The sequence below is a fragment of the Limosilactobacillus sp. genome (genome assembly GCF_051873075.1).
GTDB lineage: Bacteria > Bacillota > Bacilli > Lactobacillales > Lactobacillaceae > Limosilactobacillus.
Genome location: NZ_JBJEEM010000053.1, coordinates 1 through 19,300 on the forward strand (window position 1 = coordinate 1; position 19,300 = coordinate 19,300).

Below are 19,300 nucleotides of genomic sequence, written 5' to 3' on the forward strand. Positions count from 1 at the left end.
CCTGATGATCCTAGTTTGGGCGTTGCTTTAAAAAAACTAAACCCGGATAACCAATGATTATCCGGGGTAATGAACGTTACTTAAAAAACACGCCACTAAGTTTCGTGTGTTGTTTCTTCTCCCATCCAGACTTTGACTGTCGGTACCAGACTCGCACTGGTTCAACCGCTGCTCATATCAAGCAGCGGGTCACGGACTTCAAGGATTGACCTTGTCACCGTCGGTTGGGAATTTCACCCTGCCCCGAAGAAATGATTTAATTTAATTTAGTTTAAGCATACTATCGACGCGGTCGGTTGTAAAGATCTTTACCGCACCATCTTCAGCCAGCGGTGGGTCAGGGACCACTGCACCAGCCAGATCAAGCCGGCACAGGCCAGGGTCAACGCCATCGTCAGCAGGGTCCCCCAGAGGATCGGGACCACCTGCTGATTCTGCAGGCCGTCGAACAGCAGCTGGCCAAGGCCGCCGGCATTGATCGTGGCGGCAATCGTTGCCATGGCCATTGTCGACGCCAGGGCAACCTGAATGCCACTGAAAATTGCTGGCAATGCTAGCGGAAGCTGGACCTTGGTGAAGGTCTGCCACCTGGTCATCCCCATTCCGTGAGCCACCTCGACCAGGCTAGGGTCGACACCCCGAATCCCGGTGATGAAGGACCGCAACAGGATGTACTCGCAATAAACCGTCAAGACGATTACCGCCGTCCGCATGCCCAGCCCGGACAACGGTAGCAGGAGGGCGAAGAAGGCAAAACTGGGGATCGAATAGAGCAACGAGAAGAAGTAGACCAGCCCGTTCAGCCAGTTCTGGTGCCGCAAAAAGGCCAGGACAATTACCATGGCCGCCAGGAGGGCAATCAGCAATGACAGCAAAACTATCTGGGCATGCTGGGCCATTTCCTGCAACATTTCGCTAGAATTCATCTGCCAATACTCAATCATGGACCCGCCCCCATAACTGCTTGTTTTGTTGGACGGTGCCCAGCAGTTCCTTAACGAAGGCCGTTGCCGGGTGCGCGACCACTTCCTCGGGGGTTGCAAACTGCTCAATTTTGCCATCATGCATCACCATCACCCGCTGGCCGAGGAACAGGGCCTCGTTGATGTCGTGGGTGACAAAGAGGAAGGTCTTGTTGGCTAGGCTATCGTGGATCCGCTTGACCTCCCGCTGCAATTCCAGCCGGGTCAGGGCATCCAGAGCCCCGAAAGGTTCGTCAAACAGGACGTAGGGCGGGTTAGTCGCCAACGCCCGGGCGACCCCGACCCGCTGCTGTTGCCCCCCGGAGAGCTGACTGGGGTAACGATCCGCAAAGCTCTGTGGGGCGAGCTGAACCAGTTTGAGCAGGTCTGTTACACGTGAAACAATCTTTTTTTGCGGCCAGTTAAGCATCTTGGGGACGACGCCGATATTCTGAGCAATCGTCATGTGGGGGAAAAGGCCGATCTGCTGAACCACATAGCCGATGTGGCGGCGCAATTCAACGAGGTCCTGGTCGGCCAACTTCTTGCCGCCGATTAAGATCTCACCGGCACTCGGCACCAACAGGCCATTGATCATCTTGAGCAAAGTCGTCTTCCCACTCCCGGAGGAACCAAGGATGGTAACAAATTCCCCCTCATGGACGGTAAAGGAGAGGTCCGGGATGACCAAGTTGTCCCCGAAACTCTTTTGAACGTGCTTAAACTGAATACTTGCTTTGGTCATTTCGTTGGACCCTCCTAATCAAAAAGTCAAAACCGAGCATTGATAGCAATGAAAGCAGCGCCACACTGACCCCGCCGATCACAACGTAGGACATATCGTACAATCCCAGACCGGTAAAGATCAGGGTGCCCAGTCCCCCGGCACCGATATAGGTAGCGAGGGTCGCACTGGCGATGATTTCAACCAGGGCCAGCTTGATCCCGTTCAGAATGTAGGGCAGGGCCAGTGGAATCTCAATCTGGTTCCGCAGCTGGCGCCGATCCATCCCGAGGGCCAACCCGACCTCCTTATAGGTGGGGCTGACCTCATTGAAGCCGAGGATGGTGTTGATCAGCAACGGCGGCAAGGCCAGGACCACCAGGGCAATCAGGGCTGGGACGATTCCAGTCCCGATAAATGGGATCAGTAGGAACAACAGGGCCAGGCTGGGGATGATCCGCAGCACCTGGGCGAAGGCGGTGCAGAAACTAGCTACGACCTTGACCCGGGAGCCCAAGTACCCCAGCGGCAGGGCGATGACCATCGCAATCACCAGGGTAACAGCACTCAGCAGGATGTGCTGACCGACATACTGCCAGTACTGACCGCTATCGGTTTGAAAATAATGAATAATCTGCGCTAACAAGGGTTGCCTCCTGATATAAATAAAGCTGTGATCTGTTTATCACAGCTTTCTAACGGTTACTTCATGTTCTTATTATACCAATTCTGGGCGACGGTACGATAATTTTGCCCGTCAACGCCAACCTGCTTATTCAGCTGGGTCACCGCCTTGGTCGTCAGCTTGGCGTCGACCTTATTCAGCGTCTTTTCCATCTTTGGGTAGCGCTTGACGGCCTGCTTGTTGGCCAGCGGAACCAGGTTGTATGGTGGCCAGATATTCTTGTTATCCTTGACCAATTGGAACTTGCTGGTAGCCAGCTGCCCATCCGTCGTGGAAACCGGGGCGGCATCGGCCTTCCCCTGTTCCATGATCTTGTAGAGCAGGTTGGCATCGTAGTCTTTGATCGACTTGAAGTTAAACTTGCCATAAGCCTTGTTCATTAATGGCAAGGCATCCGGCCGCTTTTCAAATTCACCCTGGGAGGCAAAGCGGATCTTGCCCGCCTGCTTTTGGAGGTCGCTTAAATCATTAATATGGTACTTCTTGGCCACGCTGGTCCGAATCCCGACCCCCTGCCGGTTATCGTCGGGGGCATAATTGAAGGTGGTCAGGCCATCCTTGGCGACCCCTTTGCGGGCCAGGCTGGCCATCTGGGTGGCTGACTTGCCCTGACCGTTCTTCTTCAGGTAAGCCGTCACGATCGTTCCCGTATATTCAGGGTAAACGTCGACCTGGCCTGTCTTGACCGCCTTGTAGACCACCGAGTTCGAAATGTTCTGCTTCCGGGTCACCTGGTAGCCGGCGTGTTCGAGGGCAATGGCGTAAATTTCACTAACCGTCTTACTCTCCGGGACACTCTTGGAACCAACAATGATTGGTTTATTGTTGGCAGCACTGGCGGTCGCCGGGATAACCGCCCCCAACAATAGGGTGACGGTCGCCAACAGGGCCGTGGCTGCGATTTTTTTTAATTTCATGTCAATATTGCTCCTTTTTGTAACTTAACAAGTTTCATCGACACCCATAATAAATTCATGCTAAGGGTTTGTCAACTATTTTTTGCGTTGAAATTTGTAACCAAATAAATTACAATAGACGCAGAAGGAGTGATAAACGTGAAAATCTCAACCCGCTTCAGTGATAGCATCCACATCCTGGCCTTCATCAACATCTACCACGGAAAAGTTCCCTTGACTAGTAACAACATTGCTTCCAGCATCGGAACATCCCCGGTAGTGGTTCGTCGCCTGATGAGCCAGTTGAAGAAGGCCGGATTGCTCAATACTGTCCACGGGGCGGCCGAACCATCCTTGGCCAAGGACCCGGCCGCCATCTCGCTGTACGATGTGTTCCTCGCCGTGGAGGATAACACCCACCTCTTCACCATCGACCGCAAGACAAATCCAGAGTGTATTGTCGGGGGCAACATCCAGGAAACCCTCACTGAGGCCTATCACCAGGCCGAAGTCGCCGCGGAAGCCAAGCTGGCCCGCACCAGTCTCCAAGACATTATTGATACCATCCTAGTTAAACAGGCCAAAAAAAACTCCAATCAAAGAAAGGAAGATTAACATGAAGTACATGATCACCGGCGCCACCGGCCACCTCGGCCAAAAAGTGGTCGCCCAGCTCAGCAAACTGACCGCTAAGCAAAACATCCGCCTGGGAGTTCATACTCCTGCCAAGGCGGCCCACCTCAAGGAAGAAGGATACGAGATTGCGGCGATCGATTACCAAAATGTCGCTACGATGACCACCGCCTTTGCGGGGGTGGACGTCCTCATCTACATCCCCAGCCTGACCTACGACGTCCAGGGCCGGATCAACGAGTTTGAAAATTCTCTGACCGCCATGCAGCAGTCTGGGGTTAAGAACTTGGTCGACGTCAGCTTCATTGCCGACCAATTCAATAACCCATTCCAAATGGCTGGCTACTACGCCTATCTGCCGGCCCGGCTCGCCTCGTCCGGCCTGCAGTACGCGGTCCTCAAGAACGCCCTCTACGCCGACCCGCTGATCCCCTACCTGCCAGAGCTGATCGAACGGCAGAACGTGATCTACCCGATCGGTGACCAGGCGATGAGTTTCATCAGCCGTCAGGACAGCGCCGAGGCCATCGCCAACGTGGCCGTCAAGCCCTACCTTCGCGACCACGGTCAGAACTACCTACTGACTATGGAACAAAACTACAACATGGTCGAGCTGGCCCGCCTGATGACCCTGGCGACCGGCAAGCAAATCGGCTATGCTCCGGTGACCATCAAGGATTTTGCCGATATCTACCGTTCAGAAGGTGACGGAGATGAGCTCGCCTCGATGTACCATGCTGCCGCAATGGGCTTGATGGACGGGGTCACCCGTGATTTCCGCCACATTACGGGCCACGCACCGCAGGAGATGGCAAGCTTTCTCAAAGAAAATTACCAAGGTTAATAAATCAGCGCCGTCCGATCTGGCACTTCAGGTTGGACGGCGCTTTTTAGCATAAAATTCATTTTCAGATTAGTTCAATTAGATGCCTGATTACCGGACGCATTGTCTGCTCTCTTCGCCAGACCAGCTGAACGTGAGTCTGCCAAGCGGGATAGTTGATCGGGGCAACCGTCTTATGCGCATACTCATCCGCAATTGACTCCGGCACCAGTGCTACCCCCATTCCACGATCAGCCCAAAGGATTGCAGTCCGCGCATCGTCGCACCTGACCGCATAAAACGGGGTGATCCCCACGTGTGCAAATTCCCGGTTAAAGAGGGATTCAAAGCGCCGGTAGAGGATCACCGGCTGCCCTGCTAAATCGGTGGGGTGAAGGTCTCGTGATGGCAATTTAATATACGCCGGGTCATAGACAGCGACCATCCGATCGGTATTCAAAATCTTTTTCGCTAGTCCCTTCATGTTCAGCGGCGTGCGAACCACCGCTAGATCCAGCAGGTTATCATTGAGCTGGTCCAACAATTGAAAGGTGTTCGCCTCCGTGATGTTGAAATTTAACTTGGGATAGTTCTCCGTCAAGGTCCGAAGCGTGGAGCTGGGAATCAGATTGCCTGCTGAAGAGATCAGTCCGAGGTTAATTTGGCCGACAGTCCCCTCCTCTTCTTGACGCAACTCGTCACGGGCCTGGCGATCAAGGCTAACGATTTGCTGAGCATAATGTAAAAAGGTTTTGCCCGCTTCCGTCAGATTAATTCCGTGGGCGTTGCGAATAAAGAGTCTAGCCCCCACCTCCTTTTCTAGCTGCTTCATCTGATAAGATAGCGGCGGCTGGGTCGTATAAAGTCGCTTAGCCGCGGCCGTGATCTGCCTTTCCTGGGCCACCACTAAAAACGCCCGTAACTGCTTGATATTCATATTTTCCTCCAGATATTTAATTTTTATATATCTAATATTATAAAACAGTATTTTATTTAATATCAGTTTTCTACTAACATTGACGGCAAAGACAGAGTAAAGGAGCAACTAAAATGCGGACGAAAAATCATCCTAACCAGGCAAAAAAATTCTGGGGCTGGATAGCGTTAATAATCACTTTAGGCATCATCATCGTTGGCGGCTACGAATACCATACTTGGCAAACCGCTGCTGATAAGGCCGTGGTCGGCAACAAGAAGCTCCCCGCCCAGCTCAAAGCCAAGCGGCCCTTTACCGTCTTGGTCATGGGGACCGACGTTGGAGCCCTCGGCCGGGGAACGAGCTATGCCGGCAATACCGACACGATGGAGCTAGTAACCGTCAATCCCCACCGTCAGACCATCACCATGACCGCCATCCCACGGGATACTTTGGTCAAGGTTAACACCCACCGCGGTGCCGACTATGTCAAGATTAACGCGGCCTACGCGATCGGCGGCGCGAAATTAGCCCAGCACCAGGTCCACGAACTGTTGGATGTTCCCGTCGACTATTACGCCCTTTTAAACATGGGGGCCCTGAAAAAGGTCGTCAACGCGGTCGGTGGGGTAACGGTTGATAACCCGTTTGCCTTTACATACGAAGGCCACCACTTCAAGAAGGGAAAGCAGCACCTAAACGGTGACGAAGCACTGAAGTATTCCCGGATGCGCTACGATGATCCCGACAACGACTACGGACGCCAGCGCCGGGGCCAGCAGGTGATTGCCTCGGCCATTGCCACCTTCAAGAAACAGGGCTCGCTCAGCGATGCCAACGACCTGATGGCTTCGGTGGCTGATGGCGTACGGACCAACCTCCCGATCAACAACGTGGCCGCCATCTACTTGAACTACCACCACGCAATGGATCACGTCACCAAAGATCACCTGCAGGGCAAGGACGCCCAGATCGACGGGACCGACTTTCAAATTGCCACCCCTAAGGAGATCACGCGGGTGTCTCGCCAGGTCAACGCGGCCCTGGATCGCCCGACGACCAAAACGATCCATAATAACGAAACGGCCCTTTACCACCAGCAAACTACCTGGAACGGTTATAATCAGCTCGCCTTCACCCTCCCAAATGGTGCCCAATATAACGTTCCAGGTAGTGGCAACTAATGTAATTAGCGCCGTCCGACCTGATAATTCAGGTTGGGCGGCGCTTCTTTATAGCAAAAAACCGGGAAGTCATCGCTTGGGATGACTTCCCGGTTAGTTTTTCCGGTGGCTACTCGTTTTTAGAACCAGCTGCGCAGCCAGTTGACGAACTTATCCCACCAGGACAGGGCTTTCTGCTGGGCCGCTTGACCATCGGCAGAATTAAGGAACTTCTTGGCCTTGTTCATGATATCTCCAGAGGAATTCTTTACATTCTTAATCGTATCGCTGACGTGGGAGCTGTAGTCCTTACTGGAACTGATTGGCGAGTTGTTAAACTGAACCAGGGCGTTGATAATCGGCCCGGTGTAGTTCTTGGTCTGGTTATAGATGTTGCGCTTCTGCAAGTTCTGGTTAAACGTCGTCTGGATCTCCGTCTTAGTCGGTGTCTCCCCCTGTTTCTTCTGCTGGTTGATCGACTTAGTGGTATCACCGACGGCCGCCATCAGCTTGCCTGGGTAGGAGCTATCGTCCTTGTTAGCCTCGATTGCCCCATTGGTAGCGTCAAGCATCTGGTTGGCCGACTGGGTGTTTTGGCTGTCGAGATCAACCCCATCGGCAGCGATCGCCTTGTACACCCCGGTAAGGGCCGACTCGCCGGAGACCGGCCGGTTGGCGCTAACGGTAATCGTCACGTCGGTTACCCCCGCCATCTGGGCAACCATCGCGTATTGTTGCGCGGTAACCTTGGTAATGTTGTTGTCCCCGTTAAACTTCTTAACGTTGACCTGGACACCAGAACCCGGATCAGTCGGCACGATGGAGACCGAACTGACCATGGCCGCATTGGTGGTCGAGCCATTCGGGTTAATATACTTCTGGTAGTCGCTGGCCGTGGCCGTCAGGTTCGTGAAATCATCCCCAACCGCCAAGACCTGGTTCAACTCATCCTTATCAGCCGCACCGGCCCCGTAGACCACGTAAGACTTCTTCAAAGTATGGGTTTGACTCTGACTGGTTGAGCTAGCGCTGCTGGAAGACACCGTGGTGACTTGGTCATCGGCGTGTACTACCGCCTGACTTACCGGTACCGCCAGCAGGTTCAATGTCAGCGCTGAAGCCGTCAGGAGCCTTGCTAATTTTGCTGATTTCATCTTCATTTTCTCCGTTCGTTAGTTTCCAGTCTATCATAGGAAAACCGGTCGCAAATTACCAGTATCTCGGCTAAATTTTCAGAACAACTTTACCAAATCTAAACAAAAAGGTCCCCACCGTTTCGATGAGAACCATTATTGTTTATTTAGCATAGAAGTGCTGCCATTCCTTATTGACGTTTTGACGGGCGGTCTTCGTTCCAGCCCATGACGGTACCTTAACCACCCCGTCAATCTTGCTCTTTGGTACGAAGCCCCAGTAACGACCGTCATTAGAAACGCTCCGGTGGTCCCCAAGAACGAAGTATTCGCCCTTCGGCACCTTGGTGGCCCCATTATGCTTCAACCAGCTGTTTTGAACAGAGATGCTCTTCAGGTTCCAGTTTCCAGTCCCCGCATCCCGTTGTTTCATGCTGATGTAGCCCTGGTTGATCTTCTTGCCGTTGACGTAGATGTTGCCGTTCTGGGAACGAACCGTATCCCCAGGCAGGCCGATCACCCGCTTAACGTAGTCGGTCTTAACGGCCACCTGCGGGTCAACCCCGTTGGCATCAAAGATTACGACGCTCCCGCGGTGGATCTGGGACCGCTTCAGGCAGAAGACCCGCTCGTTATTTTGCAGGTTAGGCTGCATCGAAGGCCCGTCGACCCGGACCACCTGGAACAAAAACTGCTTAATCAGCAGGGCAATCAAGAGCCCGATTACAATCGGGATCACCCAGCTCATCACTTGCCGAAATGTTTTCATATCTCACGCCTCTTACTATTTTTCAATCTCATCAATATAATCGTGGGCAATCTTGCTATCAGATGCATACGGCGTGTCGACGCCCTTGATCTTCTGGTATGGGTCCTCACCCTTGCCGGCTAGGACCACGATGTCACCAGCCGTGCTGCCGTCGATCGCCTGCTTGATCGCACTGGTCCGATCCATCACAAACTCCACCGTGCCAACCTGCTGGTGGTCGATGTAAGAGTCAATCTCCTTGGCAATCTTCATTGGATCCTCAAAACCGGGATCATCAGTCGTCAAGATGATGCGCTCAGGATGCTCCTCTGTTAAGGCCTTGCCCAGTCCGGGCCGCCGGGAAATTCCCTTGTCCCCGGCCGAACCCAATACCACCGTCACCTTACCAGCGTTAGTCTGGCGCTTCAGGAAGGCGAGCAGGCGCTTGGTGCTGGCGTAGTTGTGGGCATAGTCAACGTAGACCGTCCCGTGGTGCTTAGTCGTCAGCATCTCCATCCGGCCCCGGATGTGGACGTGATCAAGGGTGGCAGCCGCGTCTTCCGCCTTGGCGCCAGCCAACCCGCTGGCAATCACGGCCGCAACCGCGTTCCCCTCATTGTAGTCACCGGGAACGCTGGTTGTATAGCGGTGATCGAGGCCAAGCTTGCGACCCCGGTCTGACAGAGCCGTCAGTTCAAACTCACTCTCGTGCAGGTCTTCGAGGTCGTTGCGGTACTCAAAGTCCAATTGACGGCCGTCCGGCAGGTCTAATTTAGCTCCGCGCCGGGCAAATAAGTAGATGTCTTCCGGATCAGTCGTCGCCTTGGCCGTGTAATAAACGTCCGTGAAGTGCTGGGTCTCGGCGTTGATCACGCACTTGGCGGAGTTGACCAGCAACTGCTCCTTGCAGTGCAGGTAATCTTCAAACGTCGGGTGCTCGTTGCGGCCGATATGGTCCGGCGTGATGTTTAAGAAAATGCCGACATCATACTTCAGGCCATAGACCCGGTGTTTCTTGTACGCCTGGGAGGAAACCTCCATTACCAGGTGGGTCATCCCGTTATTAACCGCGGCCCGCATGTCGTGGAAGAGGTCGAGTGATTCTGGCGTCGTCAGGTCTGACTTGAACTTATCACCCGGCTGGTTGCCAAGGACCCGGTCTAGGGTTGAAAACAGGGCAACGTGATCATCAGTGGCGTGTTTCAGGATGTGGTCGGCAAAGTAGGCCGTTGTGGTCTTCCCCTTGGTTCCCGTAATGGCGATGATGAACAGGTCGTTTTGCGGGAAGCCGTAGAAGGCCGCCCCCAAAAGGGCCATCGCCTTCTGCTCATCATTAACAATGATTGCTGGCAGGTCGCCGCCTTCTGGGTATTCCTGCTCAGCGACATAGGCGATTGCGCCAGACTCTTTAGCCATCGTCAGGTATTTAGGCATGAAGTTCCCCTTGCAGAAGAACAGCGTCCCCTGCTTTACTCGCCGTGAATCATAAGATACATCGGTTGCCGTAAAATCGGTTAAATTGCGGACGTGATCCAGTAAATGGTGCTCACGCAATAACGCTAGCATCGGCGTAACATGCAATTCCATTTGTAATTGACCCCTCTTATTTTTCTCTCTTAAAAGTCTATTATTTCATTTTTTAGCTTAAATGTGAATATATGGCGGTCAATCATCATGAAATTGCCATAAATTACTGAAGTTGGAAAAAGGCGCTAGGGCGCTTGGTCTGGCTAAGATAGGATGAGTAGGTTTCCTACGCGATTACTTTGTAAAAGCTAAAGGGACTGGAGAAAAAAGTTCTTCTCCAGTCCCTTATTAAAGCTAGCCCACGACATCTCATGAGCTAGCCTTCGTAATTATTCAGTTTTTGATATTTTATTTAGTTTTATGAATTTTGACCTAGTGACCAATCAATTCAAAGCCCATCGGTATCACAAACCTTTCGTCTTCTTAAGGTCCACAACCCTCATCTTACTGCCCGAATCATCTTCGTCATGGTACTCATCTCACAATTAAGAAACCTCAGTGACTTACCTCAACACAATTGCCCATTGGTATCACTCCGTTCTCTCAATCCTAAGCAACGAAACGTTAACTTACTGCTCGAATCATCCTTACCATTGGAATCACCTCACTAGGTATTACCTTTTCTACACCTATAGTATAGCATACCCTGTTAGCGCTTTCAATAATAGACAAAATAAAATCACCCGCCACATTTGATGGGTGATTTTTTCCAACCTAGGCCTCAGCAGCCGGCTGCTTAGCACGGTCGATTCCGGATTCATCCGGCTTGAACTTGTCGATAAAGTACAGCTTGTACCAAACGAGGAAGGTGTAGACCGTCCAGATCTTCCGCCGACCGTCGATCTTGCCGGCAAAGTTATCATCAGCCAACTTCAACAGCTTGTCCTGATCGAAGAACTCGCTGACAAAGTCCTGTTCAAACATCTCACGAACAATCTCGTAGTACTTCTTTTCCCGGAGCCATTCTCGAACTGGGGTTGGGAAACCAAGCTTTGGCCGGGTTGCCCATTCCTCTGGCAGGTGCCGGTTGGCCGCCATCCGGAAGGCCCACTTGGTCCCCTTGTAGTTAAAGAGGTACTTCGTCGGCGTCGTTTCCGCCACCTTCATAACCTCCTTGTCCAGCAATGGAACCCGGATTTCAACGGAGTTAGCCATACTCATCTTGTCGGCTTTTAAGCAGATGTCGCCAGGCATGAAACGGTGCAGGTCCACGTACTGCTTCTTGGCAACCTCGTTCATGTCCGGCTTTTCATCACACTTGTCGTAGAGCGGCTTGAGCAGGTCGGTGATGGATGGGCCATCCTGGTATTCAGGCTTCAGGTATTCGTTGGCTTCGGTTGGGCTAAAGATGTAGGCTTGCCCAATGAAGGTATCGCGGGCCGGTGCCAGGTTCCGGTAAAGGTGTTCGGAACCATGGAACTGCTTGCCTTCCAGCCACTTGCCCAGCTTGTAACGCTGGTCCTTCGGCAGTTTCTTCAGCTGGTCGGTTACCCACCGTAAGAACTTGATCTTGGTGTTGAAACCATAGGCCGTGTACCCCGCGAAGAGTTCGTCGGCCCCTTCACCAGACAGGAGGGCCTTGTAGCCGTTGTCCTTGGCCAGCTTGTTCAAGAAGTAGAGCGGCACAACGGACGGGTTGGAGTCTGGTTCGTCCAAGTAGTACTGGATCAGCGGGAAGGTCTTGAAGGCCTCCTCATCCGTCAGCAGCTTGTCAGTATTCTTCAGCTTCAGCTTGGCCGCCAGTTCACGAGCCTGCTTGGTTTCGTCATAACCGCTGTCGAACCCGATGGAGAAGGTGTTGTTTGGACGCATCAAAGCCGTTACCAGACTGGAATCGACCCCGGCAGACAGGAAGGAACCAACTTTGATCCCCTTGTCCGCAAAGGTGTGGGCCTTAACAGAGTCCTTAACCACGTTGTCGATGTTGTCGACGGCCTGGTCAAAGGTCTCGTCCTTAGGCTCGAAGTCCTCATCCCAGTACTGGGTCATCTCGAACTTGCCATCCTTGTAGGTGAAGTAGTGGGCCTCTGGCAGGCGGTAAACCCCCTTGAAGAAGGTCTCCTGGGTGACGTTGTATTGGAAGGTCATGTAAGACTTCAGGGCCCGCTTGTTCAGTTCCATCTTGAAGTTCGGGTGGTCCAAGAAGGCCTTGATTTCGGACCCAACAAAGAAGGTCCCGTTCATCTTGGCGTAGTACAGGGGCTTGATCCCGAAGTGGTCACGGGCACCGAACATTTCCTTCGTCTTCTTGTCCCAGATGACGAAGCCGAACATCCCGCGGAGCTTGTTGACGACCTCCTTGCCCCACTGTTCGTAACCGTGAAGGATAACTTCAGTATCGGCATGAGTCTTGAAGGTGTGACCGTCCTTGATCAGTTCTTCGCGCAGTTCTTCAAAGTTGTAGATTTCACCATTGAATTCAATGGCCTTGGATTCATCTTCGTTAAAAATTGGCTGGTTACCGGACTTCACATCGATAAAGCTGAGCCGCCGGAAGCCGAGGGCGACGTCATCATCCACGTACTGACCCTCAGCGTCGGGGCCCCGGTGAATGATCCGGTCTTTCATTTTTTTGATTAGTTGGTCCTTAATTTGTGGTTTTTCATTATCAACAAATGCAACAATCCCACACATTCGAAAGTACCTCTTCTTTCCCTAGATTCATACGCTGACCGTCCGGATGATTGCGGGTGGCGGTCAGTAAAAAACAGTGCGTAATTAAACTCGAAACTAAATTATATCATATTCAGGCTAATGCTTCTTTAATATTACCTCGGCCACTAAAAATATTATCCCGGGGACGGTCCGGCAGCAAAAAAAGGGCCGTAACAATCTGTTGCGTCCCCTCATTAATCTCAGTATTACTGTTCATTCTTCTTGGAGAACTTCCCCTGGCGAACGTAGACGCTCAGGATGGCGATGTCGGCCGGGTTAACCCCGGAGATCCGGGAAGCCTGGGCCAGGGTCTCTGGCCGGATCTTCTCCAGCTTCTGCCGCCCTTCCGTTGCCAGGCCGTCGATGTCTTCGTAGTCGATGTCGTCTGGGATCCGCTTGGCTTCCATCCGCTTCATCCGCTCGACCTTGACCTCTTCCTTCTTGATGTAGCCAGCGTACTTGAGCTGGATCTCAACCTGTTCAATCACGTGCCGGTCCAGGGTCTCCTGCGGTGCCGGGATGAAGTTCAGCAGGGTCTGGTAGTCAAAGTACGGCCGCTTCAGCAGGTCTGCAGCGGCGACCGCGTCCTTCAGCTGGTTGTCGCCGTGCTGCTTGATGAAGGTGTTGACCTGCTCGTCGCTTGGCTTGAGCTTGATTGTCTTCAGCCGCTTGATCTCTGATTCCACCTTGGCCTTCTTGTCTTCCATTTTCGCCAGGCGCTCGTCGCTGACTAATCCGATGGCGTGGCCCTTCTCCATCAGCCGGAAATCGGCGTTGTCGTGGCGGAGGATCAGGCGGTACTCGGCCCGGCTGGTCAGCAGACGGTACGGTTCCTTGGTTCCCTTAGTAACCAGGTCATCGATCATCACCCCAATGTAGGCATCTGAACGCTTCAGGACGAACGGTTTCTTACCCTGTGCCCGCAGCCCGGCGTTGATGCCGGCAATCAGTCCCTGACCGGCCGCTTCTTCGTAACCAGAAGAGCCATTCGTCTGGCCGGCCGTGTAGAGGTTCTTGACGATCTTGGTTTCCAGGGTCGGGTGCAGCTGGTAGGGGGCCACCACGTCGTATTCGATGGCGTAGCCCGGCCGCATCAGCTCGGCGTTTTCCAGTCCCTTGATCGAGTGGACAATCTTGTTTTGGATCTCTTCGGGCATCGAGGTTGAAACCCCGTCGAGGTAGTACTCATCGGTGTCCCGGCCTTCGGGTTCTAAGAAAACCTGGTGGCGGGACTTGTCGGCAAAGCGCACGATCTTATCCTCGATTGATGGGCAGTAACGCGGACCGACTCCCTTGATCACTCCAGAAAACATCGGGGCCCGATTCAGGTTGGCCCGGATGATCCCGTGGGTCGTCGGGTTGGTGTAGGTCAGCCAGCAAGCCAGCTGGTCACTGACGGAAATGTACTGACTGTCCGGCGTGTCGAAACTGAAGTGGTGCGGTTCCTCATCCCCAGGCTGGATGTCGGTCTCGTCGAAGTTGATGGTGTTCCCGTTAACTCGCGGCGGCGTCCCCGTCTTGAACCGTTCCAGGTCAAAGCCGAGGTCCTCCAGGTTCTCCGACAGCTTAACCGCGGACTTGGAGTTGTTGGGACCAGACTGGTACTGTAATTCACCGATGATGATCTTGCCCCGGGCGGCCGTCCCCACCGTCAGGACCACCGTCTTGGCATGGTAACGGGCCCCGGTGTTGGTAACGACCCCCTTGCAGACGCCGTTTTCGACGATCAATTGGTCGACCGTGGCTTGACGAAGGGTCAGGTTGGGTTCGCGCTCGATGGTCAACTTCATCTGCCGGTGGTAGGCGTGCTTATCGGCCTGGGCCCGCAGTGCACGGACGGCCGGGCCCTTCCCGGTGTTGAGCATCCGCATCTGAATGTAGGTCTTATCGATGTTATGCCCCATCTCACCACCAAGGGCGTCAATTTCGCGGACGACGATCCCCTTGGCCGGGCCCCCGACGGACGGGTTGCATGGCATAAAGGCCACCATTTCCAAACTGATCGTCACCAGCAGGGTCTTGTTCCCCATCCGGGCAGCGGCCAAGGCGGCCTCGCTGCCGGCATGGCCGGCACCAACAACAATGACATCATAGTCGCCGCCCTCGTACTGAACGGCGTCCGAAGTTTTCAATGATTCTGCAGACTTCATAAATTTTCCCTACTTTCCTAGGCAGAATTGGCTAAACAATTGATCCAGCAGCTCATCTTGGTAGCTGTCCCCGGTGATCTCACCGAGCAGGTCCCAGCACCGGGTCATATCGATCTGAACCAGGTCCACCGGCATCCCATCCGCGATCCCCTTCAAGACATCATTCAAAGCATCGTTAGCCTGGTGGAGGAGACCGATGTGGCGGGCATTGGTAACCATGACGTTGTTCTGACTGCTCTCGATCCCCTGGTCAAAGAACATGTGGCTGATCTGCTGGCCGAGCTGGTCCATCCCCTCATGCTTGACGATTGAGGTCTCGATCAGGGCATCTGGGCCGACCAGCTCCTTTAGGTGTTCCAGGTCAAGCTGGCTTGGCAGGTCAGTCTTATTCAAGATGACGATCCGCTGTTTGTCCTTCGTGGCATCCAGGAGCTTCTCATCCTCTTCTGTCAACTGTTCGGAGTTATCAATCAACAGCAGCACCAGGTCGGCCGCGTCCAGGGCCTTGCGACTCCGCTCCACCCCGATCTTTTCAACTGTATCGGCAGTATCGCGAATCCCCGCAGTATCAATCAGTTTCAGCGGAACCCCGTCAACATTGACGTACTCCTCGATCACGTCCCGGGTTGTCCCGGCCACGTTGGTCACGATTGCCTTGTCCTCGTGGAGCAGGGAGTTCAACAAGCTGGATTTGCCGACATTGGGCCGGCCGATGATCGCCGTCGCCAGGCCTTCACGCAGGACCTTCCCCTGCTTGGCAGTCTTGAGCAGGGCCTGGATTCGTTGTTGGATCTCCGTAGCCTTCTCCTTCAGCATCTTAGTGGTCATTTCCTCGACGTCATCGTATTCGGGATAGTCGATGTTGACCTCAACCTGGGCCAAAACGTCCAGGATATCCTTGCGCAGGTGCCGGATCAGGCGGGAGAGGTCCCCGTCCAATTGGTTTAGGGCAACCTTCATCGACTTGTCCGTCTTGGCCCGGATCAAATCCATCACCGCCTCGGACTGGGAAAGGTCGAGCCGGCCGTTCAGAAAGGCCCGCTTGGTGAATTCTCCCGGTTCGGCCATCCGGGCCCCGTAGCTCAGTACCAGCTGGAGGATCCGGTTGGTCGCCAGCAGACCACCATGGCAGTTGATCTCAACCACATCTTCACGGGTGTAGGTGTGCGGCGCCAGCATTACCGAGACCATCACCTCGTCGACCTCCTGCTTGGTGTCGGGATCGATGATGTGGCCATAGTTGATCGTGTGGCTGGCCACCTTGCTCAGGTCCTTGCCCTTATAAATCCGCTGAGCCACCTCAAGGGCATCATCTCCGCTAATGCGGATAATTGAAATCCCACCTTCACCGACTGGGGTTGAAATGGCCGCAATCGTATCCGTCTCACTGTTTGCCATCGTTTTCGCTCCTTCCTAATAAAAAAAGTGCCCAGTCCACGTCTGAAGGCATTCCTGCCATCTCCATGGTCAAAGCACTTTCACTACTTTAACTGATTTAATTTAATAACCGACAATATTCTAAAATCATCAATGAGAAATGTCAACCAAAGATGTCTTGCCTAGTTTTGCGGGGCCACGACCACACTGCGATAAGGTTCGCGGCCATGCGAATAGGTCTTCACGTGAGGGTCGTTCTCCAGTTCCTTGTGCAATTGCTTACGTTCTCGGGCCGGCATTGGGTCGAGAAAGACCGCCTGCCCGCTGGCCACTACCTCAGTCTCCGCTCGCTGGGCCAGTTGCCGCAGGACTTGTTGCCGCCGCTTTCGATAATCCGCGGTATCCAACATTACGACGGTCTTAGGCGCTCCATGGTAGTTCATAAAGACGTTACTCAATTGTTCTAAGGCATTGATCCGCTGACCATGACGGCCGATTACCCGGCCCGGTTCAGGAGTCTTGACATCGATCGTGATCGCGTGCGCCTCAACCGCCGTGATCGTCGGTACCGTCCCGATCCCCAACGTCCTAAAGATCTCTCGCAAATACTCCACCAGCTGGTCGCCAGCAGCACGAACCTTCTTTAGATTAGCGGCGTGACGGGCGGCGATGACTGCCGGATCAAGATCATCCCCTGCATTTGTTGGCGCCGCTGGTTCGGCCGGTGCCGCTGAAGCAACCGCAGTTGAGGCAGCCGGCGTGCTGGTCGCTGACTCAACCGGGTCTTTTGCCGGAGCCGTCGATTTAGGCTGGCTGGCAACGAGCTTTTCAGCATCGATCTTAGCCAGCCGCCGTCCGATCCCCAAGAAGCCCCGGTTTGGTTTTTGGAGGACCTTCACCGCCAGCTGATCATTTGGGACCCCGAGGGCCTCGCTGGCTGCCTGCTTGGCTTCTTCAATTGTTTTACCGGTATAGATTGGCATCTTAGTTCCTTCCTTTGCATCGAGTTATTCTTATAACATTGTACCCTTTTAATTGAACAGCGGAGGAATAAAAAGCTGGTCACCGCAACCGGTGTCCAGCTTTACTTGCTTAAATTACTTGCGACGACTCTGGTAGGCACGGCGCTTGGCCTTTTCCATCTTCCGTTTCCGGTGTCGTTCTGCGCGTTGTCGTTCTTCTCGTTCCCGCCGAATCTTGAACGGGTTTTGAATCAGCAGCGTTTGAACTACCTGGAAGGCGTTAGAAACCACCCAGTACAACGTGATGGCAGAGGAGAAGCCCAGGGCCATGAAGAATACCATGATCGGCATGAACCAGGTCATCGCCGTCGTCATCCCGTTTTTCTCGGGCATCGAGGCCATCGACAGCCACGAACTGATGAAGGTGAAGAGGGCGGCCAGCACTGGCATGACGTAGTACGGGTCGGTGTGCCCCAGCTGCATCCAGAGGAAGGTCCCCTGCTTCAATTCTGGGGTCCGCCAGATCGCCTGGTACAGAGCCCACATGATTGGCAGCTGGATCAAGAGCGGCAGCATGGAGGCCATCGGGTTAACCCCGGCCTCCTTGTAGAGCTTCCGGGATTCCTCCTGCAGCTTCATCATCGATTCCCGGTCCCGTGACGAGTACTTCTTCTGCAGGGCCTTCATCTTCGGCGCCAGTTCCTGCGTCTTCACCATCGTCTTCGTCTGGTAGAACATCAGTGGCAAAAGCAGCACCCGGATGATCAGCGTGAAAACGATGATTCCCATCCCGTAACCACCAATATGGTTGGAAAGCCAGATGATAAACTGCGAGAAGTTATAAACAATGTAGTGATCCCACAGGCCGGTACTATTTTTAGTGACCGGTGCATTGGAACAGGCTGCCAGCAGGAGGGTTAGGCTCATCACCGCCGACAGGCTTAAAATCTTTTTTCGCTTCTTTGTCAAAACGTGTTCCTCACTTTTCATTCAATAAGTCCGCCTGCTTTAAGGCATGGACAAGGTTCTTCTTTACCTCAGGCATTTCAAGGCCATCCGCAGCGGGGCGGGCAATCACTAGAAAGTCCACGTCCTGCCTGAGGTCGGGTTTAACCTCCAGCAGGGTTTGGCGAATTCGCCGTTTTACCCAGTTCCGGTGGACAGCGTTGCCGATCTTCTTACCGACAGAGATTCCCACGCGGAAATGCTTTTGGCCTGGCTTCTTCATCTGGTAAATGATGAATTTACGGTTGGCGACGGAATTATGGGTTTCAAAGACCCGTTGAAACTCACTTTCCTTTTTAACTCGGTATGATTTTCTCATTTATATAATCCCTAGCCTTACATTTAGATATGAAAAAAGGGCCAGGCAAACGATCGCTAACTAAACAAAGCGGCCTGCCCTGCCCTAACACAATAAAAAAAGCCACTATAAAAGTGGCCGTGTGGTTATGCAGATAATACTTTTCTGCCCTTTTGACGCCGACGTGCTAATACCTTACGGCCGTTACTGGTGCTCATGCGCTTACGGAAGCCATGGACACGTGCACGGTGACGCTTCTTTGGTTGAAACGTGCGCTTCATACAATTGCACCTCCTATTCAATTGAATGGGTTTGCTTTCTAGTCTAAAAAGACGTTCTCTTCAAACATACTTTGGAAGTATACCATACTTTTCGCAATTAATAAACGGCTAAAATTTATTTTAATTTTTTATTTATCCACAGAACGATAAAAAACTATGCACAGGCTTGTGCAAGATATTTGGTTGTGGAAAACTATCCACCACAATATCTTGTAGTTATGCACAATTCACACCCTGTGACTAGAGTTATCCACAGGACGGCAATTTGCTGTTCATAACTCCTTCAAATGCCGCTACTATCGCATTTAGTTATCCACAGTTACTGTGAATTCAAAAAATCAGCACCCAAAAGAGCACAAAAT

General features: G+C 53.1%; 18 protein-coding genes and 1 riboswitch. Of the genes, 3 read left to right on the forward strand and 15 right to left on the reverse strand.

The genetic code is table 11. The annotated features are described in order from the left end of the window. Positions 1-109: 109 nt before the first annotated feature. A riboswitch (FMN riboswitch) is annotated at positions 110-255 on the reverse strand. A 53-nt stretch (positions 256-308) separates the two neighbouring features. From ACI31J_RS06040 to ACI31J_RS06055, 4 genes are read right to left on the reverse strand one after another with little or no spacing between them, the layout of a single operon-like run. Then, positions 309-944, reverse strand: a complete 636-nt coding sequence (locus ACI31J_RS06040; protein ID WP_439773536.1) for an ABC transporter permease — start codon at positions 942-944, stop codon at positions 309-311. Then, positions 937-1,707, reverse strand: a complete 771-nt coding sequence (locus tag ACI31J_RS06045; RefSeq protein WP_439773537.1) for an ABC transporter ATP-binding protein — start codon at positions 1,705-1,707, stop codon at positions 937-939. Before ACI31J_RS06045 ends, ACI31J_RS06040 begins: the two co-directional genes overlap by 8 nt. Beyond that, positions 1,682-2,332: an ABC transporter permease gene (locus ACI31J_RS06050; protein WP_439773538.1), complete on the reverse strand. Its 651-nt coding sequence runs from the start codon at positions 2,330-2,332 to the stop codon at positions 1,682-1,684. Before ACI31J_RS06050 ends, ACI31J_RS06045 begins: the two co-directional genes overlap by 26 nt. A gap of 56 nt (positions 2,333-2,388) precedes the next feature. Beyond that, positions 2,389-3,288: a glycine betaine ABC transporter substrate-binding protein gene (locus tag ACI31J_RS06055; RefSeq protein WP_439773539.1), complete on the reverse strand. Its 900-nt coding sequence runs from the start codon at positions 3,286-3,288 to the stop codon at positions 2,389-2,391. 138 nt (positions 3,289-3,426) lie between these two features. Here ACI31J_RS06055 and ACI31J_RS06060 point away from each other — a divergent pair, with 138 nt between their 5' ends. Together ACI31J_RS06060 and ACI31J_RS06065 are read left to right on the forward strand one after the other, a co-directional pair. Then, positions 3,427-3,882 (forward strand): Rrf2 family transcriptional regulator, encoded by a 456-nt coding sequence (locus ACI31J_RS06060; protein ID WP_439773540.1) that lies wholly within the window; start codon positions 3,427-3,429, stop codon positions 3,880-3,882. Between the two features lies 1 nt (position 3,883). Then, complete coding sequence (locus ACI31J_RS06065) at positions 3,884-4,744, forward strand: NAD(P)H-binding protein (RefSeq protein WP_439773541.1); 861 nt, start codon at positions 3,884-3,886, stop codon at positions 4,742-4,744. 64 nt (positions 4,745-4,808) lie between these two features. On the opposite strand, the gene ACI31J_RS06070 is transcribed toward ACI31J_RS06065, so the two are convergent. Continuing rightward, positions 4,809-5,660: a LysR family transcriptional regulator gene (locus tag ACI31J_RS06070; RefSeq protein ID WP_439773542.1), complete on the reverse strand. Its 852-nt coding sequence runs from the start codon at positions 5,658-5,660 to the stop codon at positions 4,809-4,811. 113 nt (positions 5,661-5,773) lie between these two features. Between ACI31J_RS06070 and ACI31J_RS06075 the strand changes: the two genes are divergently transcribed. After that, on the forward strand, positions 5,774-6,823 hold the full coding sequence (locus ACI31J_RS06075) for an LCP family protein (protein WP_439773543.1): 1,050 nt from the start codon (positions 5,774-5,776) through the stop codon (positions 6,821-6,823). Between the two features lie 119 nt (positions 6,824-6,942). On the opposite strand, the gene ACI31J_RS06080 is transcribed toward ACI31J_RS06075, so the two are convergent. The 10 genes from ACI31J_RS06080 to rpmH all read right to left on the reverse strand — a co-directional run bounded on the left by ACI31J_RS06080 (position 6,943) and on the right by rpmH (position 18,938). Then, on the reverse strand, positions 6,943-7,956 hold the full coding sequence (locus tag ACI31J_RS06080) for a DUF1002 domain-containing protein (RefSeq protein WP_439773544.1): 1,014 nt from the start codon (positions 7,954-7,956) through the stop codon (positions 6,943-6,945). A gap of 142 nt (positions 7,957-8,098) precedes the next feature. Next, positions 8,099-8,704, reverse strand: coding sequence for a signal peptidase I (lepB, locus tag ACI31J_RS06085; protein ID WP_439773545.1), 606 nt, complete (start codon positions 8,702-8,704; stop codon positions 8,099-8,101). A 15-nt stretch (positions 8,705-8,719) separates the two neighbouring features. Then, positions 8,720-10,270, reverse strand: coding sequence for a UDP-N-acetylmuramoyl-L-alanyl-D-glutamate--2,6-diaminopimelate ligase (locus ACI31J_RS06090; RefSeq protein ID WP_439773546.1), 1,551 nt, complete (start codon positions 10,268-10,270; stop codon positions 8,720-8,722). Positions 10,271-10,924: 654 nt separating this feature from the next. Next, on the reverse strand, positions 10,925-12,844 hold the full coding sequence (asnB, locus tag ACI31J_RS06095; protein WP_439773547.1) for an asparagine synthase (glutamine-hydrolyzing): 1,920 nt from the start codon (positions 12,842-12,844) through the stop codon (positions 10,925-10,927). Positions 12,845-13,071: 227 nt separating this feature from the next. Continuing rightward, positions 13,072-15,015 carry a tRNA uridine-5-carboxymethylaminomethyl(34) synthesis enzyme MnmG gene (mnmG, locus tag ACI31J_RS06100; protein WP_439773548.1) on the reverse strand — a complete coding sequence of 648 codons (1,944 nt, stop codon included), beginning with the start codon at positions 15,013-15,015 and terminating at the stop codon, positions 13,072-13,074. A 9-nt stretch (positions 15,016-15,024) separates the two neighbouring features. After that, a complete protein-coding gene (gene mnmE / locus ACI31J_RS06105; protein ID WP_439773549.1) occupies positions 15,025-16,413 on the reverse strand; it encodes a tRNA uridine-5-carboxymethylaminomethyl(34) synthesis GTPase MnmE in 1,389 nt (462 codons plus the stop codon). A gap of 161 nt (positions 16,414-16,574) precedes the next feature. Continuing rightward, complete coding sequence (jag, locus tag ACI31J_RS06110; protein WP_439773550.1) at positions 16,575-17,375, reverse strand: RNA-binding cell elongation regulator Jag/EloR; 801 nt, start codon at positions 17,373-17,375, stop codon at positions 16,575-16,577. 114 nt (positions 17,376-17,489) lie between these two features. Next, complete coding sequence (gene yidC / locus ACI31J_RS06115; RefSeq protein ID WP_439773563.1) at positions 17,490-18,323, reverse strand: membrane protein insertase YidC; 834 nt, start codon at positions 18,321-18,323, stop codon at positions 17,490-17,492. 10 nt (positions 18,324-18,333) lie between these two features. Next, positions 18,334-18,678 (reverse strand): ribonuclease P protein component, encoded by a 345-nt coding sequence (gene rnpA, locus ACI31J_RS06120; RefSeq protein ID WP_439773551.1) that lies wholly within the window; start codon positions 18,676-18,678, stop codon positions 18,334-18,336. 125 nt (positions 18,679-18,803) lie between these two features. After that, complete coding sequence (gene rpmH, locus ACI31J_RS06125) at positions 18,804-18,938, reverse strand: 50S ribosomal protein L34 (RefSeq protein WP_003665227.1); 135 nt, start codon at positions 18,936-18,938, stop codon at positions 18,804-18,806. Positions 18,939-19,300: the final 362 nt, after the last annotated feature.